The 20,323-nt window shown below is 59.8% G+C and carries 19 protein-coding genes and 2 pseudogenes; 6 read left to right on the top strand and 15 right to left on the bottom strand.

The annotated features are described in order from the left end of the window. The first annotated feature begins 771 nt into the window (after window positions 1–771). Complete coding sequence (locus AC0L14_RS19445; RefSeq protein WP_473750488.1) at window positions 772–2,766, top strand: nSTAND3 domain-containing NTPase; 1,995 nt, start codon at window positions 772–774, stop codon at window positions 2,764–2,766. Between the two features lie 36 nt (window positions 2,767–2,802). Here the strand turns inward: AC0L14_RS19445 and AC0L14_RS19450 are convergent, their stop codons facing one another. The 10 genes and pseudogenes from AC0L14_RS19450 to AC0L14_RS19495 form a co-directional block, all read right to left on the bottom strand. After that, entirely contained in the window at window positions 2,803–4,653 is a 1,851-nt protein-coding gene (locus AC0L14_RS19450) for a hypothetical protein (protein ID WP_473750431.1), read from the bottom strand. A gap of 285 nt (window positions 4,654–4,938) precedes the next feature. After that, a pseudogene (locus tag AC0L14_RS19455) lies at window positions 4,939–5,169 on the bottom strand (ABC transporter ATP-binding protein/permease); the annotation flags it as partial. A gap of 15 nt (window positions 5,170–5,184) precedes the next feature. After that, window positions 5,185–5,604, bottom strand: coding sequence for a DOPA 4,5-dioxygenase family protein (locus AC0L14_RS19460; protein WP_473750432.1), 420 nt, complete (start codon window positions 5,602–5,604; stop codon window positions 5,185–5,187). Window positions 5,605–5,735: 131 nt separating this feature from the next. Next, window positions 5,736–7,232, bottom strand: coding sequence for a serine hydrolase (locus tag AC0L14_RS19465; RefSeq protein ID WP_473750489.1), 1,497 nt, complete (start codon window positions 7,230–7,232; stop codon window positions 5,736–5,738). Between the two features lie 181 nt (window positions 7,233–7,413). Beyond that, window positions 7,414–8,172, bottom strand: coding sequence for an ABC transporter permease (locus tag AC0L14_RS19470; RefSeq protein WP_473750433.1), 759 nt, complete (start codon window positions 8,170–8,172; stop codon window positions 7,414–7,416). Beyond that, window positions 8,169–8,945: an ABC transporter ATP-binding protein gene (locus AC0L14_RS19475; RefSeq protein ID WP_473750434.1), complete on the bottom strand. Its 777-nt coding sequence runs from the start codon at window positions 8,943–8,945 to the stop codon at window positions 8,169–8,171. The genes AC0L14_RS19470 and AC0L14_RS19475 overlap by 4 nt, the downstream gene beginning before the upstream one ends. After that, entirely contained in the window at window positions 8,945–9,991 is a 1,047-nt protein-coding gene (locus AC0L14_RS19480; protein WP_473750435.1) for an ABC transporter substrate-binding protein, read from the bottom strand. Before AC0L14_RS19480 ends, AC0L14_RS19475 begins: the two co-directional genes overlap by 1 nt. 67 nt (window positions 9,992–10,058) lie before the next feature. Further along, window positions 10,059–10,496, bottom strand: a complete 438-nt coding sequence (locus AC0L14_RS19485; protein WP_370463434.1) for a VOC family protein — start codon at window positions 10,494–10,496, stop codon at window positions 10,059–10,061. 2 nt (window positions 10,497–10,498) lie between these two features. Further along, entirely contained in the window at window positions 10,499–11,230 is a 732-nt protein-coding gene (locus tag AC0L14_RS19490) for a FadR/GntR family transcriptional regulator (protein WP_292192908.1), read from the bottom strand. A 10-nt stretch (window positions 11,231–11,240) separates the two neighbouring features. Then, the gene (locus tag AC0L14_RS19495) at window positions 11,241–11,678 is read right to left on the bottom strand and encodes an FAD-binding oxidoreductase (protein ID WP_473639521.1); all 438 of its coding nucleotides are present in this window, start codon (window positions 11,676–11,678) and stop codon (window positions 11,241–11,243) included. Between the two features lie 400 nt (window positions 11,679–12,078). Here AC0L14_RS19495 and AC0L14_RS19500 point away from each other — a divergent pair. Together AC0L14_RS19500 and AC0L14_RS19505 are read left to right on the top strand one after the other, a co-directional pair. Next, window positions 12,079–12,226: pseudogene (locus AC0L14_RS19500) on the top strand (sugar ABC transporter substrate-binding protein); the annotation flags it as partial. 47 nt (window positions 12,227–12,273) lie between these two features. Beyond that, entirely contained in the window at window positions 12,274–13,023 is a 750-nt protein-coding gene (locus AC0L14_RS19505; protein WP_473526969.1) for a glucose 1-dehydrogenase, read from the top strand. A 69-nt stretch (window positions 13,024–13,092) separates the two neighbouring features. On the opposite strand, the gene AC0L14_RS19510 is transcribed toward AC0L14_RS19505, so the two are convergent. The 3 genes from AC0L14_RS19510 to AC0L14_RS19520 all read right to left on the bottom strand — a co-directional run bounded on the left by AC0L14_RS19510 (window position 13,093) and on the right by AC0L14_RS19520 (window position 14,718). Next, complete coding sequence (locus AC0L14_RS19510) at window positions 13,093–13,668, bottom strand: dihydrofolate reductase family protein (protein WP_473526968.1); 576 nt, start codon at window positions 13,666–13,668, stop codon at window positions 13,093–13,095. 130 nt (window positions 13,669–13,798) lie between these two features. Further along, a complete protein-coding gene (locus tag AC0L14_RS19515; RefSeq protein ID WP_473526967.1) occupies window positions 13,799–14,332 on the bottom strand; it encodes an SRPBCC family protein in 534 nt (177 codons plus the stop codon). Then, window positions 14,329–14,718 carry an ArsR/SmtB family transcription factor gene (locus tag AC0L14_RS19520; protein ID WP_473750436.1) on the bottom strand — a complete coding sequence of 130 codons (390 nt, stop codon included), beginning with the start codon at window positions 14,716–14,718 and terminating at the stop codon, window positions 14,329–14,331. Before AC0L14_RS19520 ends, AC0L14_RS19515 begins: the two co-directional genes overlap by 4 nt. Before the next feature lie 419 nt (window positions 14,719–15,137). Between AC0L14_RS19520 and AC0L14_RS19525 the strand changes: the two genes are divergently transcribed. Then, window positions 15,138–16,685, top strand: coding sequence for a winged helix-turn-helix domain-containing tetratricopeptide repeat protein (locus AC0L14_RS19525; protein ID WP_473526965.1), 1,548 nt, complete (start codon window positions 15,138–15,140; stop codon window positions 16,683–16,685). A gap of 103 nt (window positions 16,686–16,788) precedes the next feature. Here the strand turns inward: AC0L14_RS19525 and AC0L14_RS19530 are convergent, their stop codons facing one another. Further along, the gene (locus AC0L14_RS19530; RefSeq protein ID WP_473750437.1) at window positions 16,789–17,424 is read right to left on the bottom strand and encodes an ankyrin repeat domain-containing protein; all 636 of its coding nucleotides are present in this window, start codon (window positions 17,422–17,424) and stop codon (window positions 16,789–16,791) included. Window positions 17,425–17,811: 387 nt separating this feature from the next. Here AC0L14_RS19530 and AC0L14_RS19535 point away from each other — a divergent pair, with 387 nt between their 5' ends. Further along, entirely contained in the window at window positions 17,812–18,267 is a 456-nt protein-coding gene (locus AC0L14_RS19535) for a histidine phosphatase family protein (protein ID WP_473526963.1), read from the top strand. 57 nt (window positions 18,268–18,324) lie between these two features. Then, a complete protein-coding gene (locus tag AC0L14_RS19540; protein ID WP_473526962.1) occupies window positions 18,325–18,747 on the top strand; it encodes a VOC family protein in 423 nt (140 codons plus the stop codon). A gap of 387 nt (window positions 18,748–19,134) precedes the next feature. Here AC0L14_RS19540 and AC0L14_RS19545 read toward each other — a convergent pair whose 3' ends face one another. Further along, window positions 19,135–20,277, bottom strand: coding sequence for an MFS transporter (locus AC0L14_RS19545; protein ID WP_473550346.1), 1,143 nt, complete (start codon window positions 20,275–20,277; stop codon window positions 19,135–19,137). Between the last annotated feature and the right edge of the window lie 46 nt (window positions 20,278–20,323).

A 20,323-nucleotide genomic window follows, 5' to 3' on the forward strand; every position in this document is an offset into this window, starting at 1 on the left:
GTGCTGAGGCGCCGCCCCCCCCCCCCCCGGCTCGACCGCCCCCCCCCCACCCCCCCCCCCCCCCCCCCCCCGCGGCCCCCCCACCCCCAGGGGGGGGCGCGCCCCCCCCACCGCGCGGGGGAGCCGCCCGCCCCGCCCCCGCGGGGGCCGGGGGGGTAGTGGGGGGTAGGCCGACCGGAGAGAGCTGCGCCAGGACTCGGACACAATCGCAGACTGCCACGCCAAGCTAAGCGATTTCACCCCTTTAGTTCGCCGACTACGGCTAGCTTCGGACTAATCCATCCAAGCCTTACTTCGCGAATTTGTGTGGAAGAGAGGACGGCAACGATACATCCAACGTGGCGTGTTGGCGTGGATTGTTGCATCTATTTGCGGAGATTCGGCGCGTGGCATACCAGGTGCAGCTTGGGTAAATCGAACGGTCAAACGAATCTAAGTGGTAGTCCACGAACGGCTCAGGGAGCCTGGACAGATCTAGCGCTTCATACCTTGGGCTGGAAAGCCTTTCAGGACCTTTGCGCACATGTTTGCGAAGATGTCTTGGAGATACCAGTCGAGGTCTTTAGGGAGGCCCAGGATGGCGGGCAAGATGCCGTCTTTGTTTCCAAACCTCAGAAGTTCGATGGCGCACTTCTAACGACGACGGTCCAGTGCAAATTCAGTTCTGATCGAGCCCGCTCGCTAAGATTGACGGATTTAGCTCCGGAAGTGGAACATGTAGAGGAGCTTATAAAAAAGGGGCAGGCGCACCAATATTTACTGATGACCAGTATGTCGGTGTCAGCCCCGATTGCCGTCCTAATTAAGGACCGTCTGCGGGCGTTAGGTGTAGCCAGGCCTCACGTTTTCGGAAAAGAATATCTTGTACGGGTGATCAGAAGTAGCGGGCGACTGCGCGCACTGGTGCCAAGAATATACGGGCTCGGCGACCTATCCGTTATACTGGACGAACGGCGTGCAGCTCAGACGAAAGCCCTTCTAGGCCACCTTACCTCGACTCTCAAAGCTTATGTGCCAACCGGACCACACGTCAAAGCTGTAAGAGTTCTGTCGAAGCATAGAATCGTCATGCTCACAGGCAATCCTGCGACGGGTAAGTCGACCATAGCAGCCGTTCTTTCAACGATCGCAGCTGATAGCCCCGACCATGTTTGTTATAAAGCAGACGGCCCGAAGCAGCTGTTGGAAAGCTGGAACCCCGACGAGCCCGGTGGGTTTTATTGGATTGACGACGCGTTTGGGCCTAATCAACTTCGTGAGGATTTTGTCGATCACTGGATCTCGATAATGCCAAAGTTGCAGGCGGCGATAGCTGCAGGGAATTCCTTTGTTCTCACATCTAGGCGCCATATCTACGAGGCTGCAAAGCCAAAACTGGGAACGAGGAATCACCCCCTGTTCCGCGACAACACAGCGATTGTCGAAGTTGGCGCTCTTAACGAAAACGAACGGCGCCAAATACTATACAATCACATAAAGATCGGTCGTCAGCCCGCGTTTTGGAAGCGAAAGGCCAAGAATTATTTGGGTGAAATAGCCAAAGAGTGGACGTTCACTCCTGAGGTGGCACGGCAGCTTGGCGACCCAGCCTACACCGCAAATGTATCGTTGACGCCGGACTCACTAGTACGGTTTGTCCGCGAAAATCGCGAATTTCTCCTCCAGACCGTAGGCGAACTCTCCAAGGCGCATCGTGCCGCGTTAACGCTGATATTCTTGCATCGCGGCAAAATGCCGATTAGCGGGCCTTCTCCAGAAATCCAAGATACAGTTGTCCGGTTCTACGACGTGTCCCGTGAGCAGTTGGCGGAATCCCTCCATGAACTGCGCGAATCCTTTCTCGTTCAAACGTTGGAGGGTGCTGAGCGCGTCTGGAGCTTTAAACATCCGACTCTTTCCGACGCGCTCGCGGCAAGTCTGCGTGACGCTGACGGTATGAGAGAACTGTACATTCGTGGTGTAGGTGTAACGACGATCTTATCAGAAGTACGCTGCGCGGATGTTGAGCACATTCCGGATGCGGTAGTTGTTCCTAAGGATTTGGACCAGCTTCTCGTAGGACGCCTTCTTGAAGCACCTGACGACGGTGGCGGTGTGAACCGCCTTTTATACTATTTCTTATGGGTGCGCGCGTCGGATGCGGTTTTCCGAGAGGTTTTAAAGGCAGACCCCTCCATTCTTCGTCGGCGAGCATGGGTGAGTAGAGAGATCGCTCAGGATCCAAAAGCCAATACTTATGCGCGTGCCTTATCCATGGGGCTTCTGTCAGTTGAACTCAGGAATGACATGAGCGACAGAATCGAGAGTGATCTTTTCGCCGATCTGGATGCTTCGGTTCTCGCCAACGATGGGGTGCTATCGTTGCTAACTCCGATGGCGCTTATCAAGCTCGCGAAGGGAATTAAGATCCGACTCATTCCGGCGATAATGGAGAAGGTGGACACCGTCTCCGAAAGTCCGGACGCAGAGCTAAGTCCTGAAGAGAATTTCGAAGATATCGCGGTCGCTATTGAATACGTAAGGAATTTCTTTGCCGAGGAGTTAGAAGATTTTCCGGAGTTGGACGAAATATCTGCCTCAGTTTCTACGAATATCGACAGTCTGGAGCGAAAAAGACGCGAGGATGAGTTGGAACAGGCGGAAGGTGATTGGAGATGGAAGGAAATGTCCGATCGGTCCGCGCTGGTCGGCGCGGTCAACTCTTCTAAAATCCCTCACCAATTCGCAGCCCGGGAGCGCTCGATCTTCAGCGACGTCGACGAGTAGGCTTGAGAGTTCGACGCGTCGTAAGCTGCGACTCGATCAGTGGCCGAGTAGCGAAAATACTTCATCCGGATTCAAAATCCGGGGCACGTCCGGTCGAATCCAAAGCTCTTCCCCGTAATCCCAAATCCATTCGGTGAATGGAGATACGACAGCGTACACAACTTCCTCGGCGGACGAAAAATCAAAATTGCGCCCAGATGGATTGTGGCGAACGAACTCGCCCAGCGATTTCGCTTGATCTAGTTTCGCGACCAGCCGCTCCCGTCGAATCTTTATCGTTCGCGGCCGTCCGATCTCGTAATCCAACGGCCGCTCGATAGACACGCACTCGAATAGGTATAGACGTTTGCCGACAAGGACCCCAGCGTCCAACTCTCGTTCGCTTCCGTCATTGGCGGTCAAGACGCCGGCGCTAACGTCAAAGCCACGCCTAGCTAAGGCCTCTCGAAACAGTCTTTCAAACACAGTCCCACTCTCACCAAACTGGTCAGTCATGAAGACAAAGATCGAGCGCAACAAGGCCGGGACGCTAACCAGGTCGAGCACGCAAAAACCATTGGTGGGGATAACGACACTCCGTGGCCCATTGCTCCATGGCGATACCTTTTCCTGGAGACCTTTGTTGAGCGTCATGGAATCGACGACCCTGCGCACTTCAGCTAGTTCGAATTCCCTAGAGAAAATGATAGACAGGCGATCCATAAGCATCGCCATTAGATCGTCGATCGTGCCGAGAAATAGGTGGTAGCCCCTAGTAAGTGTTTGAGTAAATGCCGCAAGCTTGTAGCGCTCTTTTTCCTTTTCATCATCGTTGTATAGGCTTCTTGAAGGAATAAAAAGGAAAGAAGATAGAGCAGACAATACACTAACCATCAACTCAAAATCATAACCTCTCTTCTTGATGAACTCGTCACGCATAAAGTGGTGATGTCGAAAGAAAGTGCCAGCACTTAGAAAAAGTGGAAAAAAATTCATAACAGAGTTCTCAGCGAACCGAGCTCCGAATATCTCTAGAGATTCGGGTGTCTTGGCTCGGGAAGTGTTATAGATCGGAAAGAAAACCACATCTGCAACCGGTTCCTCGCTATTGCGAGTGGGTCTAAGTGTTTCAGAATCAATCCATATGCCGAGAAGAGATGAAAAATTCCCTGAATTTGACGTTCTTTGGTCGATCGACTCGATCAGCTTGGAGAGTTTTCGATCGGGCACGTAATCCCAATCGCCGCCGCTGCTCACAACGATCCTCGCGCCTTTACCCAGAGATCGAAGAAGTGCGGTCAGTCGCCAGTACTGGTAAGAGGCCCCTTCTATTGCGTAGATATCAACGAAGTCCCTCTTGGAAAAATCGCGTATAACCCAAGTCGGAGTCTTTCTCGCGAGACTCGCGTATCTCCGAAATATTGCCTCGCCGCTTCTTCCGTCACCACCAAGGCTCTTAAGCCCTTTCTTCATCCAGCCGCCTAGAATGAGGCTAGCTCCCAACTCGTCAGAACGACCGAACTCTCTGGGTGCGTTCAGTAGTCCGTGTTTCTGGATAGTTAGTTCGGCGATTTGTCGCACTAGCCCAAGTGTGACTTCATCCGTCTTACCCTCGTGCTCCGGAGACAGATAAACGCCTATTCTGCGGTAAAGGTGAAGCCAATATGCGACGCTCCTCCGCTGAACTATCGCCCCCATTTCCCGATCAATAATTTCAAGTATTTCTCTGACTATAGGCCAGGCATCGTCGCTCTCGATTATCTTTCCAGGTGCAAATCGATCCAGAAATAGCTTTGATCGGAAATCAGCAAACCTTCTTATAAGAACAACGTTAATTTCATCGTAAAATATTTTAGTAAGAAGATCGAAAGCCGCGTGGTGGTAGGGTAAGTACAGGTATTCCGACATGGTGTGATACCAGCCCAATTGGGGTAAAGGTGCGTTAGAACTAGGCGTTTATAGACGCCTCAGCGCGCCTTGTATTTTCCCACAGTACGATGGCGAATAGGCCAGTCGGGACTTTCGGTAAACGTCTTGGCCGGCCGATACCGCTCGAATATCCACTCGCTATATTTCACGTCTGCCAGGCACCTGATAATCGCTTCCTGGTCGCCCCGGGCCAATAGACCGGTATCATCGATTCACCGCAAAATAGTATGCCGTAGCCACCGTGCTGCAACAACGTCGGCCACTTCACCCAGTCGATTGTTTCTTAGTGCGAACCCGAGTGGAGCTTGACCGTCGGCGGCTAGCAACCGCTTCCCAGAGTCGGCCCCGCTTGGGCATGCGCGGCACAAGCTCCACATCGCTGACCAGCTTCGCGCCGCCCACTCGCCTTTCCAGAGTGGTCTTGCGGCTGTGGTAGGCTTCCAACTCGGCGCGGTGGGTCACGCTGATGATGGTGACCTTGGGCAATTCGTGGATCTTGTCGATTGCGCCCTACGCCCCCATCGTCGGCTCGGTATTCACCTCTAGCGCCTCTTCCGCCTCATCCTCCTCGCCGAGAACCTCGCCGTGCACCCCCAGCGGGCGGCCGATCCAGATCGGGTCGGCCAGATGGTCGCGCTTTGGGTTGGTGGTGTTGGGGTGGATGAGGATGCTCAGGCCGCCGTGGTTCAGCATCAGCCACGGAACGAGGGTAGCGAAAATCCCGGTGGCGAAGGAGACCTGGTACATGGCCTGCTCATGCGGGCCGACCGGCTCGTCGCGCCAATTGCCCAGGCGCACGCGGAAACGCTCGCCAATGCGCAGGCGCAGCCATTCGGCATGCTGCCGCTCGGCCTGCCCGTCGTAGTAGATATGCGCGTGATAGCTGGCAATTTCCGAAAGCGGCCTTGGACTGGCGGCGTCTTCGTTCACCTTAATGCTCCCCTTCGATGATTATCGCGCCCGGCAGACCCGAAGCACGGAAGGTCGGTCCTGTCGAGGCAGCGTTGATGCAGCGTCTTGCAGGGGGATAACTGGGACAACCGTCTTACTACCATTGCCCCCTAATCACCGACGCGCCGCAGCGTGCCAAGATTGTTATCGTCGAGAAACTCTATGGTCATGGCCGACGCCTTGCCGTTGGGGCCGATGTCAAAGCCTACGCCCGATGGCCTGTCCGGCGTCTCGGCGTCCGGGAAGGTCAGGAAGAGGTCGCCGTCGAAATGCTTCAATGAATAGGACCGGGCGCCGGCCGGCCCGACCTTGAGCACAAGGGCGTCTCCCGCACTCGACACGATCGCATCGCCAATGAAGTCGTTGGAGTAACGGCCCGCATAGGCATTGGCCGGCCCGGCCGACCTTGCCGGAGACGCTGGCGCGGCATAGGTGGCCTTGGCCGCCGCGACCGCCGGGCCGAACAGGCTCGCATAGGTATCATCCCATGCCTTGACCCAGTCCTTCTCGACCGTTCCGTCGAAGACAAGATCGGCGAAGCTGTCGGATAGACCTTCCGGCACGCCTGTCGAAAAGGCGTTGGCGACAATGACGATGCCAAGCTTCTCCTCCGGAAAAAGTGTCACCAGGGTGCGTGCGCCAACACTGAAGGCGCCGGCATGACCCCAGCTCAGGCCGTGCCGGCCGAATTCGACATTCCAGCCGAGACCGTAGAAGGACTGGCCGCCTGAGACGGGGTTCCTGCCGCGAGCCATCAGAGGAACATGCGTCTGGTCCAGCGCGTCGGCTTTAATGAGTGTCTCGCCGGCATAGACACCATTGCCGAGTACGAGGCGCACCCATTGCGAGAGATCGCGTGCCGTGGAGCTGACGCCGCCTGCGGGCGCCTGCGCATCCGGATCGCGCTTCACCTTCGCGGCCCAGACGCCGTCGATCTTGACGTGGAGCGCAGCGCGATTGGCGTGCTTGATGAAGTCCGCATGACGGGAGCTGGTCGAGACCATTCCAAGCGGACGGTAGAGCTTCTCCTCGGCGACCTCCTCCCAGGACTTGCCTGTCCGCTTCGCGGCTGCGACGGCACCTTCGGTCAGTCCGAAATTGCTGTAGGAGTAGCCGGCGCGAAAGCTCGACAATGGCGGCACGAAGCGCAGCCGACGCAGGATCTCCGCACGGTCATAGCCAATGTCCTCGAGGTCGTCGCCGGCCGTGCCGGGAAGTCCGCTGCGGTGCGAGAACAGGTCGCGGACCGTGAGTTCACTGGTCGGATAGGGCTCGGACAGCCGGAACGCCGGATCGAGATCGACGATTTTCGCATCCCAGGAAACAATCTCGTCGCTGACCAGCGCCGCCACTATCGTGGCGGAGACTGGCTTGGAGAGGGAGGCGATCTGGAACACCGTGTCGGGATCGACGGCCTCCGGTTTGCCGGCCTCGCGATGTCCGAAACCCTTGAGGAAGACCACCTCGTCGCCATGCACGACGCCGATGGCGAGACCGGGCACGCCACCGTCCTTGATCACGCCTTCGGCGAGCAGTTCGAGCTTCGACAGGGCGGCAGTGATCCGCTCGGGCGTATCGGCCGACGCCGCATGCGGCGAAAGCACCATGACGGCGATGAAGGCCCCCAACCCACAACGGCGAAAATTCTGACTCACGCTCGAGCTCCCCCTATCCCGTGTAAGCGCTGGTCATAGTACAGGCCGACAGCGGAAAGGCCAATCCTCGCCTGCGCGTCTAGAGCAAAGTCCGCGGTGCGACGCCAAGCGGCCATCCCTGGGAACCAGCCGGTCAACGGTATCGAACGGACCACCGCTCAGCGGCGACGACCGTCGTGAAGAACCCGATCGATAGCAGCGATGAGAGCACGATGGCTGCGTAGAGCCGGTCGGACTGATAGTTGAAGGTCGCCTGGATGATCAGCGCACCGAGACCTTTGTCGGAGCCGATCCATTCGCCGACGATCGCGCCGATCACCGCGGTCGCCGAGGCGATCCGCAGCGAAGCGAAAAGCATTGGCAGCGCGCGTGGCAGGCGCAGGCGCCAGAATACTTCCCAGCGCGTCGCCGACAGCACGCGAAACAGCTCGTGCTCGCTGGCGCTCGCCGATTCCAGACCCCGGATCATGTTGATGAGCGTCGGGAAGAAACAGATCACTGCCGCGATCACGATCTTGGGCAGCATGCCGAGGCCGAAGATGAGGATGACGACCGGGGCCAGCGCAAGCACCGGGATCGTATTGAAGAACAGCACGACCGGAAAATAGGCAGCCTGAAGCGTACGGCTGTGCACGAAGACGACCGCCAGCAGCACTGCGGCGAGGTTGCCGAGCACGAAGCCGGAGAGCGCCTCGATGGCCGTCGGCCAGAGGTTCGACAGGAGAAGCGATCCGTTCCTGGCAAACACGCCCGCTATCGCGGTCGGCGTCGGAACGATGTATGCGGGCACGCCGGCGAGCGGCAGCAGAACCTGCCATGCGAGAATGAGCGAGCCGGCGCCGAGGATCGGCAGCAGGGTCTGTGCGAACGGCGAAAGCCGTCCCCGGTTCACGAGGCCGCCCCAAGAGCGGAGCGCATCCTGGCCATTGCCGCGACGATCGGCGGATCCTCGCGCGAGCATCTGTTGCCCGGCCCCTTCAGCGGACGAAGGTCGTGGTCGGCGACGATCCGTCCGGGATGGGCGGCAAGCACGATCACGCGCTGCCCGAGATAGACGGCTTCGGCAATGGAATGCGTGACGAACAGCACGGTCGTTCCGGTCCGCCGCCATAGGTTCAGCAGTTCGTCGTTGAGGCGGTCGCGGGTGATCTCGTCAAGCGCCCCAAAGGGTTCGTCCATCAGAAGCAGGCGTGGCTCGCCAAGCAGCGCCCGGGCGATCGCCAGCCTTTGGCGCTGTCCGCCGGAAAGCTGATGCGGCAGGCGCTCACTGAGCGCCGACAGGCCGACGAGTTCGAGCAGCTCGTCGGCCCGGTCGTCTATCATGCGCGACAGGCTGCGGCGGCCCACCTGGATCGGCAGCCGCACATTCTCGCGCGCCGTGCGCCACGGCAAAAGGGTCGAGTCCTGGAAGACAAAACCCACGCCGCGGCCGGAGCGTACCGCCGACGGCGTATCGCCCATCACGCGTATCGTGCCCGCAAGTGGCGCCAAAAGATCGGCGACAACCCGCAGAAACGTTGACTTTCCGCACCCCGAAGGCCCTAGGATCGACAGGAACGTCCCGGCCTCGACTGTCAGTTCGAGACCGGAGATCACCGTCACTGGCGAGCGCCGGCCGGGATAGCCGACGTCGAGCCCGGAGGTCTCGATGGCCGGCGCGGCCATCAAGAGGCAGGTGCGCCGAGCTTCGGCCGTTCAGCCGCACTGAGTTCGAGGACCTCAGTCGTATAGACGTCCTCGGCCTTCGGCCTGCCGTTTGGATACTGGCCAATCTGGTCAAGCAGGGCGATCTGGCTCTCGATCGAGGCAGGATCGAACGTGCCCCATCCATCCTTTTTCGTGTTGTCGTCAAACGACAGTTTCAGCACCAGCGGGATCGTCTTCTTTTCCCAGCCTGCGTCGATCTCGGGATAGGCCGCGACGAGCTTGTCGACCGCCTGCTCGGGATTGGCGTGGACCCACCCCCACCCCCTGGCGACCGCACCGATGAATTTTGCCAGGGTCTCGGAATCGGATTCGATGGCGCTGTCGGTCGCGAAATAAACGTCGGCATAGGACGCCAGGCCCAGCTCCGACAACAGCAGATCGATGCGATCATCGCCGACGACGCTGAGCGCCTGCGTGTTGGTGATCCAGCCGCCGATCGCATCCACGTCGCCACGGACGAGCGGGGCCTTATCGAACCCGACATTGACGATGGTGACTTCGGAAGGGTCGATGTTGTTCTTCGCGAGCATCGCGTCGATGGCGAAGCGCGCGGTCGGCTGCGTGCCGATCCGCATGCCCTTCAGATCCGCCGCCGACCGGATCGGCTTCGCCGGTTTCGAGGTCAGCGCATAGGGTCCGGTGCGATAGCCGCAGGCAATGATCTTCACCGGAACGCCGCTCGCCCGCGCGGCATAGAGCTGAGGCGATTCGGAGAATTGGCCGAGCTGGGCGGCACCGGACACCACCGGCGGCACGGTGGCGGCGTTCGGTCCGCCGGGGCTGAATTCGACTTCGAGCCCGGCCTCTTTGAAGTAGCCATTGGCGACGGCTGCCACGTCGCCGATCTGGCCGTTCGACATCAGCCAGTCATACTGGATGACGAGCTTGGCAGCTGCCGAGGCGCTGGCGCCAAACAGCTGAAGTCCCGGCCCGAAAGCCGCCAGGCCGGCGGCGCCGGCCTTCAGGATCGATCTGCGATTCCATTGCGATGTGTTCCCACTCATCTTCTTGCTCCTTTGTTGGACGGTTTGCATGCGGCGCGGCCCTTCTCGCGAGGCCGTCGCGATCCAATCACACTTGCGTGTCGTGATAGTCGCCCGGCCCGGCGCCGGTCCAGGCGTAGAGCTCCCACAGCGTCCCGTCCGGGTCGTGGAAGTAGGCGCAGCGCGCGTTCCAGACATAGTCGCCAGGCGGCCCGACGAACGGCACGCCCTTGTCCGACAGTTCGGCGTAGAGCCGGTCGACCTCGCCGGCGCTTTCGAGTTCCATCGCAACGCACGCCTTGTGCGCCTGCTTCGGAGAGCGGACATTCGAGACGCCGCAGTGGCGATTGATGTGATCCAGTTCCCATGCGGCGAGCGTCACACGCTCGGAATGAAAATCGACAAAGCCCTCGGCGCGGCGTCTGATCCGGTAGCCGAGTTTCTGCGTGTAGAAGTCGATGGTGCGGTCGATATCCTCGACGAGAAGGCAGATATCGGTGATTGCCTTGGTCTGCCCGAGCGACATGGTCATTTGCCTCGATTGATCTTCGCGGTGAGTTCGACGCCTACCCGCGATGCCGCGCCATCGATGTGCCGGCGCATCGCCTCGCCGGCAGCCTGCGGATCATGCGCGGCGAGCGCGTCGTAGATTCGCACGTGTTCGGCGACGTTGACCTCGACCAGGTCGTGGAGCGGATTGGTCAGGCGGGCATAGTGGATCGACTGGCGGATCTGCTCGCATACGAACGAAATGAACGTGTAGATGTAGCTATTGCCCGTGGCCCGGGCGATCGCCCGATGGAAAAGCAGATCGGCCTCGATGCTGCCATCCTCCCAGCGCTCTTCGCCGCCCATGCGGTCCAGCGCAGCCTTGATCGCGTCAAGATCATCGGATGTACAGCGCGCCGCGGCCAGCGTGGCGGATTCGGTCTCCAGGATGCTGCGCAGCTCGAAGAGCTGCTCCATGTTGCGCTGGTCTTTCAGTGCTTCACGGTCGATCCGGATGGCTGTCCGCTGTTCCGGCGCCATGACGAATGCGCCCACCCCCTGACGCGCCTCGATCATGCCATCGGCGCGAAGCTGCGCGATCGCTTCCCTGACAACATTGCGGCTGACGCCGAACTTGTCGGCGAGCTGGCTTTCGGTGGGAAGCCGGGCTCCCGGGATGATGTCGCCGCCCTCGATCTCGCGACTCAGATGCGAAGCGACGCGATGCGGGAGCGCCTCCACGCTGCCGATGATCGACGAACGCTGCTTCATGCGGCTTCCCCTACAAATCGCCCGGACCAGGCATGAGACACGCGGGATTGAACAGGCCTGCCGGATCGAAGGCTGCCTTGATCGCGGTATGAAGCTGCCGTTCGCGTTGCGACAGGCCGGCCCAGAACACGTGACTGCGGCTGCGACCCACACCATGCTCGGCACTGAACGAGCCGCCGAGCGCGAGAGGGAAGGTCATGTCGGATGCTTCAGCGGCGTCCTTGACGTCCTGCAGCACGGCACCGGCGTCAGCTTGCAGCGTGAAGTCGAGCCGATCGACGGAGCGTATCCGATTGAGACGCTCAAGCGACAGCACGGCGAACTCCGAATTGTCTGGAATCGCGCCGCCGGCAAGTCCGGTATTGCCGCCTTGCACGACGATCGCGACACCGCTCTGCGAGCACCATCTCACAAACGCCTGGACGTCTTCCACGGATCCTGGACGCACGATGAAGCGGGCACTGCCGCGCCTGTCGCGGCCCCAATCGAGGAGGTGCGCTCTGCCAGTGGCGACCGTCCGTCTATCAGCGCATCACCCGCCAGCTGCGCAGGCAGCTCAGCAATTGCGCCGGAAGCTTCGCGTTGAAGAGATGGATGAACCGTAGTCATGGGTCCGATCATACGGTCATCCTACAACTTGGCAAGTCGCATTCTCTCGGTTGCCGTCTTCACTTCGGCGCCGAACTCCGCGGCCCACCCCGCAATCCACGCCCGCGCCTGAACTGTTCGCCCTCGAAAAATGCTATTTTTTACAACCGGCCGGGGCCAATGCCTTAACGTGCTGCCTGGAACTGTTCTTTGTCGGCCTGAAAATGTTTCAGATCCTTCGCAGTTTCTCGCTTGGCCAGGTCGGCCAGCGGCCGTTCGAAATGGGCTGCAAGACGATGATAGCGCTGAAGGACATGAAGGACGGCAAGGCCTCCGCCGGCCGACCCGACCTACACCGGGCTTGACATTTGCACTCCGGAGACAGCGGATACCTGCATCGCCAAATAGCACTATTGGGCGGGAGGAAACTCCCGCCCTTTTCCTAGGGGATATCAATGTCGGAATTGTTCTCGCTCAACGGCCGTGTCGCGTTGGTCACGGGTGCTTCGCGTGGTCTCGGCTTCGCCATGGCCAAGGCACTTGTGGAAAACGGCGCGACAGTGATCGTCAATGCCCGCGATCCGGCCGCCCTCGCCGCGGCGGCTGAAAGGATCGGTGCCGAAGCCCTGCCGTTCGATGTCACCGACGCGGCGATCTCAAGGGCGTCGCTGGAAGGAATCGTCGAACGCCACGGCCGCCTCGATATTCTGGTCAACAACGCCGGCATCCAGCATCGAAGTCCACTGGTCGAATGGCAGGACGAAGATTTCAACCATGTGATTGCCGTCAATCTGTCGGCCTGCTTCCGCATGATGCGCGACGCGGTGCGCCTGATGCTGCCAAACAAGTTCGGGCGCATAATAAACACCGGATCGGTTGCGGCGATACTTGGCCGTCCCACCATTCACGCCTATGTGGCGGCAAAGGCGGGGCTGCACGGGCTGACACGCTCGACCGCCGCTGAACTGGGCCGTCACGGCATCACCGTCAACGCGATCGCCCCCGGCTATTTCGCCACCGAGCTCAATACCGCACTTATGAGCGACGAGGCCTTCACCAAATGGGTCGAGACACGAACCCCGGCGGGCCGCTGGGCCCAGCCTGAGGAGCTCGGCGGAGCCGTGGTGTTTCTTGCCTCCGACGCTGCCGCCTACGTCAACGGACATGTACTGGCCGTTGACGGTGGGCTATCGGTTTCCCTCTGACCGGCAACGTGCCTTTCAGGAATAGATTTCAGCCGGGCAGCGCTGCGAGATCTGCGAAGACCGGCTGAGTTAGCCAATCCCATAGACCAGGCTCACGCGCCCGTCGGGAAGCTGCTGAACCTTCCGCAGTTCGAGCCCGCGACGATTTTGCGTTGCTCCAAACAGCGCCTTCCCTTCCCCGACGAGCAGCGGATAGACGATCAGCCGCAGTTCATCCACCAGCCCGGCATCGATAAGGCTCGCGGTCATTCGAGCACCGCCCATGAGATAGATATCCTTGCCCGGCTGCTGCTTGAGGGCAGCGATGTCTTCGAGGCTCCGCACGAAGCGGGTCTTTGGCCAGGCCGCCGAAATCATTGTGTTCGAAAGCACATAATGCGCGGTCTGTTCGGCAAAGCGGGCCCATTCGAGCTCCGCCGGCGTCGGTAATTTGCCGGTCATCGGCAGCGGCTTGTCCGGCTCATTCTGGATCGCGCTCCAGTAGCGCTCGTAGCCGACGTACATGACGCTCCCGAGCAGGCAGGCATCGATCTGCGGCGTCAGCCCATACTCCTCCGACCACGCGTCGACCCAATCGGCGTAACCCTCGGGTCCCTCCATCTTGCCGTCGACGGAAACCTTCATTCCGGTGATCAATTTGCGCATGACTTCCTCCATCGGGCTTGCGAAATGCAAGCACGTTTCATCGTCGGTTCGTTGCTGGTGTGCGAGCCTCCAAGGGCCGATGCCGGTGGAGGCTGGGCGGTGACTTCAGGGGTTGGCCGACGCGATCGTGTCAGGCCGGCAGGCGGCGGTCGTATTCTTCCCGCAGGCGGCTCCAGCCGTTCCAGAAAGAGGTCGGGGTCTTGCCCGCGAGGCGGGCAGCGAGCATGTCGAGGTGCATGTGCCAGCCGGCGGTGACGTTGAGCTGAATTGCGCGCTCCGGCAGCCGGCGATGGATGACGGTGAGCAGCACATCGTTGCCCTTCGGCTCCAGCAAGAAGGAAACGCCGCCGGTGTTTCCCCAGGTGATGGCAAGCTTGTAAGGCGGATCGAGCTCGGTGATCCGGCCCTCCATCCGATGCTCTTCGGGGAAGCCCGCAGGGCGCTGGCCGGGCGGATCGGTCAGCTCGTCGTTACGCCAAACGAATTCGAACGACGTGCCGGCCTTCATTTCCATCTGCCCCGCGGCCATCCACTGCCGACGCAGGTCACTCTCGGTGAGATAGGCCCAGACCCGCTCGATAGGGCCAGGCAAAAGCCGCTGGATGGTGAATGTCGCCGGCTCGGTCAGCTCGCCATAGGCTTCGATGGTTTTCATCTGGTTCATTGGTCGTTTCCTTCTTTTGAAGTGGGCGATTTCCTGGAATCATCCTGGGCTTTGCGTGCGTCCTCCTCGCGAAGGAGACGTTCGAGAACATCGAGACGGTTGGTCCACAAGCGCTCGTAGAAGCCAAGCCATTGGTAGGCGCTGGCCAGCGGTCCGGGTTCGAGGCGGCAAAGATGCGTGCGGCCCCTCACCTCGCGACGAATAAGCCCGGCATTCTCCAGCGCCTTTATGTGCTTGGAGGCGGCGGCCAGCGACATGTCGAACGGTTCCGCCAGCTGGCTTACCGTTCGCTCGCCGCCGGCGAGGTCGCGAAGCATCCTCCGGCGAGTGGCGTCGCCAAGCGCGTGAAAAACCGCGTCGATCTGGGATGTCTCTAATTCAACCATGGAGTTGAATATAGAGGCGCGTTTTCGGATTGTCAACCGTTTGGTTGAATGATTGTGGGAAAACCCCTGCTACGCCAGATTCAGCAAAATTTCAGAAATCTTCCGGTACGCACCCGTTCTTTGGCTTCATTGTTCTCAAGAAAGAAAGAACCGGATGAGGTCGACCATGTCACTGAATGAGAACACGCGCCAAGCCGCCCGGCAGGAACTCCTCGAATATGTATCTTGCGTTATGGCTGCGTCGCCTTGTGCGCCCATGCCTGGAACGATGTTCGAAATGCTCGAGATCATCGCCATGGACAGGCGGATGGCTTCCAGCCAAAGTGAAGGCGAATCAAATTCCTTTGGTCCCTTGACGTCTGAGCGGATTGAGACCCCAATCAGGCAGCGTCTAGTCAGGCTGATCAGGTCGGCATTCGATGTCGCAAGAAAATCCAGAGCCCGTTCTGGCACTTGGCAGGTGCGAGCTTGATCTGGCGCGCGGCCTCCTTCTCCGCGACGGGAAACCTGTTGCTCTCCGCTCCAAGGCGTTTGATCTGTTAACCTATCTCAGCAGGAATGTTGGACGTGTCGCGACCAAGTCAGAACTGATGTCAGCGGTGTGGCCTGATGTCTTCGTGACCGAGGACTCACTGACGCAAGCCGTCAGGGAGTTGCGAAAGGCGCTGCAGGACGAAAGCCAAACCATTGTCCGCACGGTCGCTAAGCGCGGCTACGTCCTCTCTCTTCTCGATGCGCCAAAGCCAGAGCGCTCTGGACAGCCAAGCGTTGCGGTACTGCGCTTCAGCAATGAAGGTGCGCCGGAAGACACCCCTCTGGTTGACGGCTTCGCCGAGGACATTGTCAATGCGTTGGCTCGCTTTGGAACGGTGGTTGTGCTGGCGCGCAATTCCGGATTTGCATTTGTCTCGGATTCCGCTTCCGATTGGCGTGCCATTGGCGACAGCCTTGGCGCAACCTATTTGGTCCGTGGCAGGGCGACGACTCGCGCAGACGGCATGCGGGTCACCGTCAGCCTCATTACCGCTTCGACGGGTGGAGTTCTCTGGAGCGATAATTTTTCTGCGTCTGGCGGCCAGATCTTCGATATGCAGGAAGAAATCGCTCGCCGTGTGGTGAACCGGCTGGTCGCTCGGCTCGACGACGCAGGGATTAAACAAGCAACCCCAAAGCCTACGGACAGCTTGGCCGCATACGAGCTTCTCCTGCGTGGACTGGCCCGGCTGCGCGGCTATGGTGATGACGACAATGAGGCTGCGCGCAGTCTTTTCCAGGCGGCGGTCGAGAAGGACCCGACCTATGCCTTGGCGCATTCCTACATCGCGCTCGCCGATCTCATTATCGGTGGCTATGCTGAGGCATCCCCAGCGTTGCTTGGTTCAGTGATCGACCGCGCAGAGTGTGCGGTAACCCTGGCGCCGGAAGAGCCACGCTGTCATCGCGTACTCGCCCAGGCTTTCCTCTCAGCCCGTCGGTTCGAAGCGGCCGAACATCACCTTCAACGCGCGCTCGACCTCAATCCATACGACGCCGATACGATTGCGCAAATGGGATACTTGCTCACGATGAGAGGCAGGCCTCTTGAAGCACTGGCGGCGCTTGACAGTGCGATACGGATCAACCCGATCCATCCTGATTGGTACCACTATGATCGCTCTATCGCGCTTTACTCTTCAGGAGACTACAAGGCCGCGCTCCGTAGCATGTCGAAGCTCCCATTGAAGACACCCTGGCGGCTGACAAGGCTCGCGGCGTGCCATGCGCAACTTGGCGATCTCAAGGGAGCCCAGAGCATTATCGCAGAGGTCAAGCGGATAGCGCCTGACTATTCGCCACTGGAGTTTGCGCAAACCCGGATAGCGTTCGAACATGCGAGCGATATTGAACACTTCACTGCCGGCGTCGCCAAAGCACTTGCAGCATATGAGGCCGGCCCGGTCGGCGCCCTGCCCGGACATCGTGAGTAGCAGCGCGCTTATCGCGAAGGGCTGACGAGCCTTCCGGATTGGAGGATTACCTGTTTCTTCGCCCGGTAACCACAAATGGCAACTGGAACCGGACGCGAGACCTTCACTTGCCTTCGAAGAAATTATGGATCGCGGCTTCCAGCTTTTCGATAAGGTGATGGTTATGGCTGCTGCCAGCCCAGATCAGGGCGTTCAGTCTCATATCCTTGTTGAGAAAGTTCATTTTCCGAGAATCAAGCAGGTATCCCGCGACCTCATAGTGCCGTCCCTTGATAGCCTCGATAAGGGCGTTGTTTCGTCCGGTCTTGTCACTCAGATTCACGTCGGCGCCATTCTCGACAAGCAACTTGACGACATCAAGATGCCCGTTCTTTGCCGCTTCGATCAGTGCCGTTCTGCCGTAGTAGTCGGCTCGTGCATTGATCTCTATTTCGGGGTGTTTCACGAGGGCTAAAACAGAGGCGAAGTGGCCCTTGGCCGAAGCAAGGCTCAAAGGCGTGCTCTTCCATTTGTTTCTGGAATTCACATCGATCGCCGGGTGTTCGATCAACGCCTCGACCGCCGCGGTGCGGGCATTGAGGGCTGCAAGATGAAGGGCTGACCAGCCGCCGTCGTCCGCCTCGTTGATATTGGCGCCGGCCGCCAATTCCGCTCGAACGGCCTCCGCATCGCCGCTTTCTGCCGCGAGCAGCAGATTCGACCAGCCTCTCGCCTCTTCGGCTTCCAAGCTCTCAGTCAATGCAGTCGCCTCCCCAAATGCTCCCCGCAGGATACCATTGTTCCGGTTCGGCCGACATCCACCGAATGACCGGCTTCCATCGAAAAGCCTTTCTCATTCGACAGCCCTAAGCACCCGAACGGTGGATATACCACCAGGTTCGACATTTGGCGGATCGTGGACGAGCACTGCGACCCGGCATTGCTAAACGAGGCTCCCGGCCTGCAGTAGCTGCCGGCACTCGTCAAAGCTGCTATCGGATCCAAAGCCGCTATCGGAACGGTGAGAAGCAAGATGCGAATTGGACGTCGGCGATTTCTTATCCTGTCGCTCGGAGCGGCTGCTTTCGGCAAGGCACAAGCCTCCGAGCCACTCTGGGCAGCCCTGCGATCCGGAGAAGCCATTGCCTTGCTGCGCCATGCCGCGGCCCCAGGCTCCGGCGATCCGCCTGGCTTCAGGCTCGGTGAGTGCAGCACCCAGCGGAATCTGTCGGAAGAAGGTCGTGCGCAGTCCCGCGCGATCGGCGACCTGTTCCGTGCGAATGGCATCTCGTCGGCCGCCGTCTATTCGAGCCAGTGGTGTCGTTGCCTCGACACCGCTCGCCTGCTCGGGATCGGCGAAGTTGTGCCTCTTGAGCTGCTTAATTCATTCTTTGGCGACAGTTCGGCCGCAGAGCAGCGCACCGCCGCTCTTTTGGCATGGCTTCGCGGGCAACGTTTCGGCGGACCAGCCGTGCTTGTCACGCATCAGGTCAACATCACCGGCTTGACCGGCGAGGTGCCGGATAGCGGCGAAATGATCATCGCCCGTATTCATCAGGCTGATCCCGTGCAGGTCATCGGGCAGGTTGCCACGCCGGCTTGAGCATCATGGCCTTCGACCCCATCTCGTGCAGCATCGCTTCAGTCGTGGAACAACGACGTGCGAGGAGAGATCAAAGGGAGTGATGGCATGGCTATCGATTTCAACCACACAATACTGCCGGCCCGCAACAGCGAGGCGTCGGCAAAGTTCCTGGCGGAAATGCTTGGCCTTCCAGCCCCGAGGCGCTGGGGGCCTTTCCAGATGGTCACGACCGAAAACGGTGCCAACCTCGACTACATGGATACCGGCGGCGAAATCAGGCCGCAGCATTACGCCTTCCTGGTCAGCGAAGCCGAGTTCGACGAGATCTTCGGTAGGATTCGTGAACGGGATCTCCCGTACTGGGCTGACCCTGGCCGGACGCAGCTGGGCGAGATCAATCACCACGACGGCGGCCGCGGCGTTTATTTCGAGGACCCGAACGGTCATCTTCTCGAAATCATTACCCGTCAATACGGCAGCGGCGGATGGAACCCGTGACCGCTCGGCGACGTAGCCAGGCGGCGGACGCTCTGCGAACTGGTCTCATGGCGGAACCTGAACGGTGATCTTGATCGATGAATAATAGCGGCGACATTCGCAAATAACGAAGTACCTCCGAGGCCGACCGTGCTTGGCATTCTTGCAAACCGCACCTATCGCCTCTCTTCGCGGCTATCTTCTCAGCATCGGACCGGGTGAAAAAGCTCTTCAGGAAAGTCTCGTGATCGACATCGGTCACGGCGACGGTGCATGTCTACACCGCCTTATCGTCCAACCTGGCTTTTGTTACCCCGATGATGGCCCCCTTCGACATGGTATCGTCCGCCGCTTTGCCGCCGCGATCGATCCCTCCTGGCTAAACGCCCCAAACCGACAAGGCTGGCCTCACCGCTCCTCTGGGGGCTTCAAGTGCCGGAACTGCAGCAGCAGCAGCAGGTCATAAATGATCTTCAATGCACCGCAGATGAGGAGGGGCCAAGCTCGGAAAGAGGCAGCAAGCAGAGCGCCCGCCAGCGCCGGACTGGCTGCCGCGGCCAGACTGCGCGGGACAGAAGTGAAGCTCGCGGCCGCCGCCCGCTCCGCTTCCGTGACAACGGCCATGACGTAAGATGAGCGCGTCGGGACGTCCATCTGCGAAAGCGCAGCGCGGACCAGCAGCAGGGCCAGTGTCAGAGGTAGCGTCGGCGCAAGCGCCGCCAGCATCAGGGCGATGCTGGACGGAATGTGTGTGAACACCATCGTGTTGATGAGTCCGATGTGCCGGGACAGCCAAGCTGCAACGGGGAATGAGAACGCCGAAAGCACGCCGGACCAGAAGAAGAAAAATCCCGCTTCCGAAAGCGACAGGTCGAATTTTTCGAAAAGCCATAGGGCAAGCAGCGACTGGACGACAAAGCCGCCGGCGAAAGCATCAAGGCTAAAAAGGGCCGCAAGCTTGAGAACGATATTGCGCGAGGGGCCGAGCGCGGACGCAGTACCTGTGTCCGACGCGGGACGGCGCTGCGGGATCCGCGCGTAGAAGAGGCCGCCGAGCAGGCCGAGCAACGCGTAGAGCACGAACATGGCCTTGATGCCGGTGAGTTGGTCGAGGCCGGATGGAGCAACAAGATCAGGGGTCGCCGAAGCGAGTGCGCCAACGGCGCCTGCAAGCGCGCCCACCAAGCTGTAACGCGCGAACATCTTGGTCCGGGCGGCATCAGTGACTTCGCGCGTGAGCACGGCATGCTCTAATGGCACGAACACGCTGACGCTGCCGGCCGACGGGTTGATGGTGCCTGCGAACGCGATCACCAAAAGCAGCGCGTAGTCATGAACCAGGGCAAAGGCCACACCCGTGGCGACCATCAGACTGGTGGCGGCAAGCAGGAGACGGCGGTGATCGTGCCGGGCACCAAGGACTCCGACGGCGATGGTCAAGAGCGCTGAACCGAGCAGCGATGCGGTCGCGATGATGCCGACCTGCAGAGGCGTGAAGCCCAATGCGAGCAGGTAGACCGGCAACAGAACGGCCACGAAGCCATCGCCCATATCGCGCAGGGCTCGGGCCGCAAAAAGAAAGGTCGTCGGGTGGATC

Source organism: Mesorhizobium sp. WSM4841 (assembly GCF_055811515.1).

Coding starts and splice junctions, on each gene's coding strand:
- AC0L14_RS19520 (WP_473750436.1), bottom strand. CDS start 14,718: ATGGTTGAATTAGAGACATCCCAGATCGACGCGGTTTTTCACGCGCTT.
- AC0L14_RS19465 (WP_473750489.1), bottom strand. CDS start 7,232: ATGGTGCTTTCGCCGCATGCGGCGTCGGCCGATACGCCCGAGCGGATC.
- AC0L14_RS19445 (WP_473750488.1), top strand. CDS start 772: ATGTCGGTGTCAGCCCCGATTGCCGTCCTAATTAAGGACCGTCTGCGG.
- AC0L14_RS19505 (WP_473526969.1), top strand. CDS start 12,274: ATGTCGGAATTGTTCTCGCTCAACGGCCGTGTCGCGTTGGTCACGGGT.
- AC0L14_RS19450 (WP_473750431.1), bottom strand. CDS start 4,653: ATGTCGGAATACCTGTACTTACCCTACCACCACGCGGCTTTCGATCTT.
- AC0L14_RS19480 (WP_473750435.1), bottom strand. CDS start 9,991: ATGAGTGGGAACACATCGCAATGGAATCGCAGATCGATCCTGAAGGCC.
- AC0L14_RS19490 (WP_292192908.1), bottom strand. CDS start 11,230: ATGAAGCAGCGTTCGTCGATCATCGGCAGCGTGGAGGCGCTCCCGCAT.
- AC0L14_RS19475 (WP_473750434.1), bottom strand. CDS start 8,945: ATGGCCGCGCCGGCCATCGAGACCTCCGGGCTCGACGTCGGCTATCCC.
- AC0L14_RS19525 (WP_473526965.1), top strand. CDS start 15,138: ATGTCGCAAGAAAATCCAGAGCCCGTTCTGGCACTTGGCAGGTGCGAG.
- AC0L14_RS19485 (WP_370463434.1), bottom strand. CDS start 10,496: ATGTCGCTCGGGCAGACCAAGGCAATCACCGATATCTGCCTTCTCGTC.
- AC0L14_RS19510 (WP_473526968.1), bottom strand. CDS start 13,668: ATGCGCAAATTGATCACCGGAATGAAGGTTTCCGTCGACGGCAAGATG.
- AC0L14_RS19545 (WP_473550346.1), bottom strand. CDS start 20,277: ATGGGCGATGGCTTCGTGGCCGTTCTGTTGCCGGTCTACCTGCTCGCA.
- AC0L14_RS19515 (WP_473526967.1), bottom strand. CDS start 14,332: ATGAACCAGATGAAAACCATCGAAGCCTATGGCGAGCTGACCGAGCCG.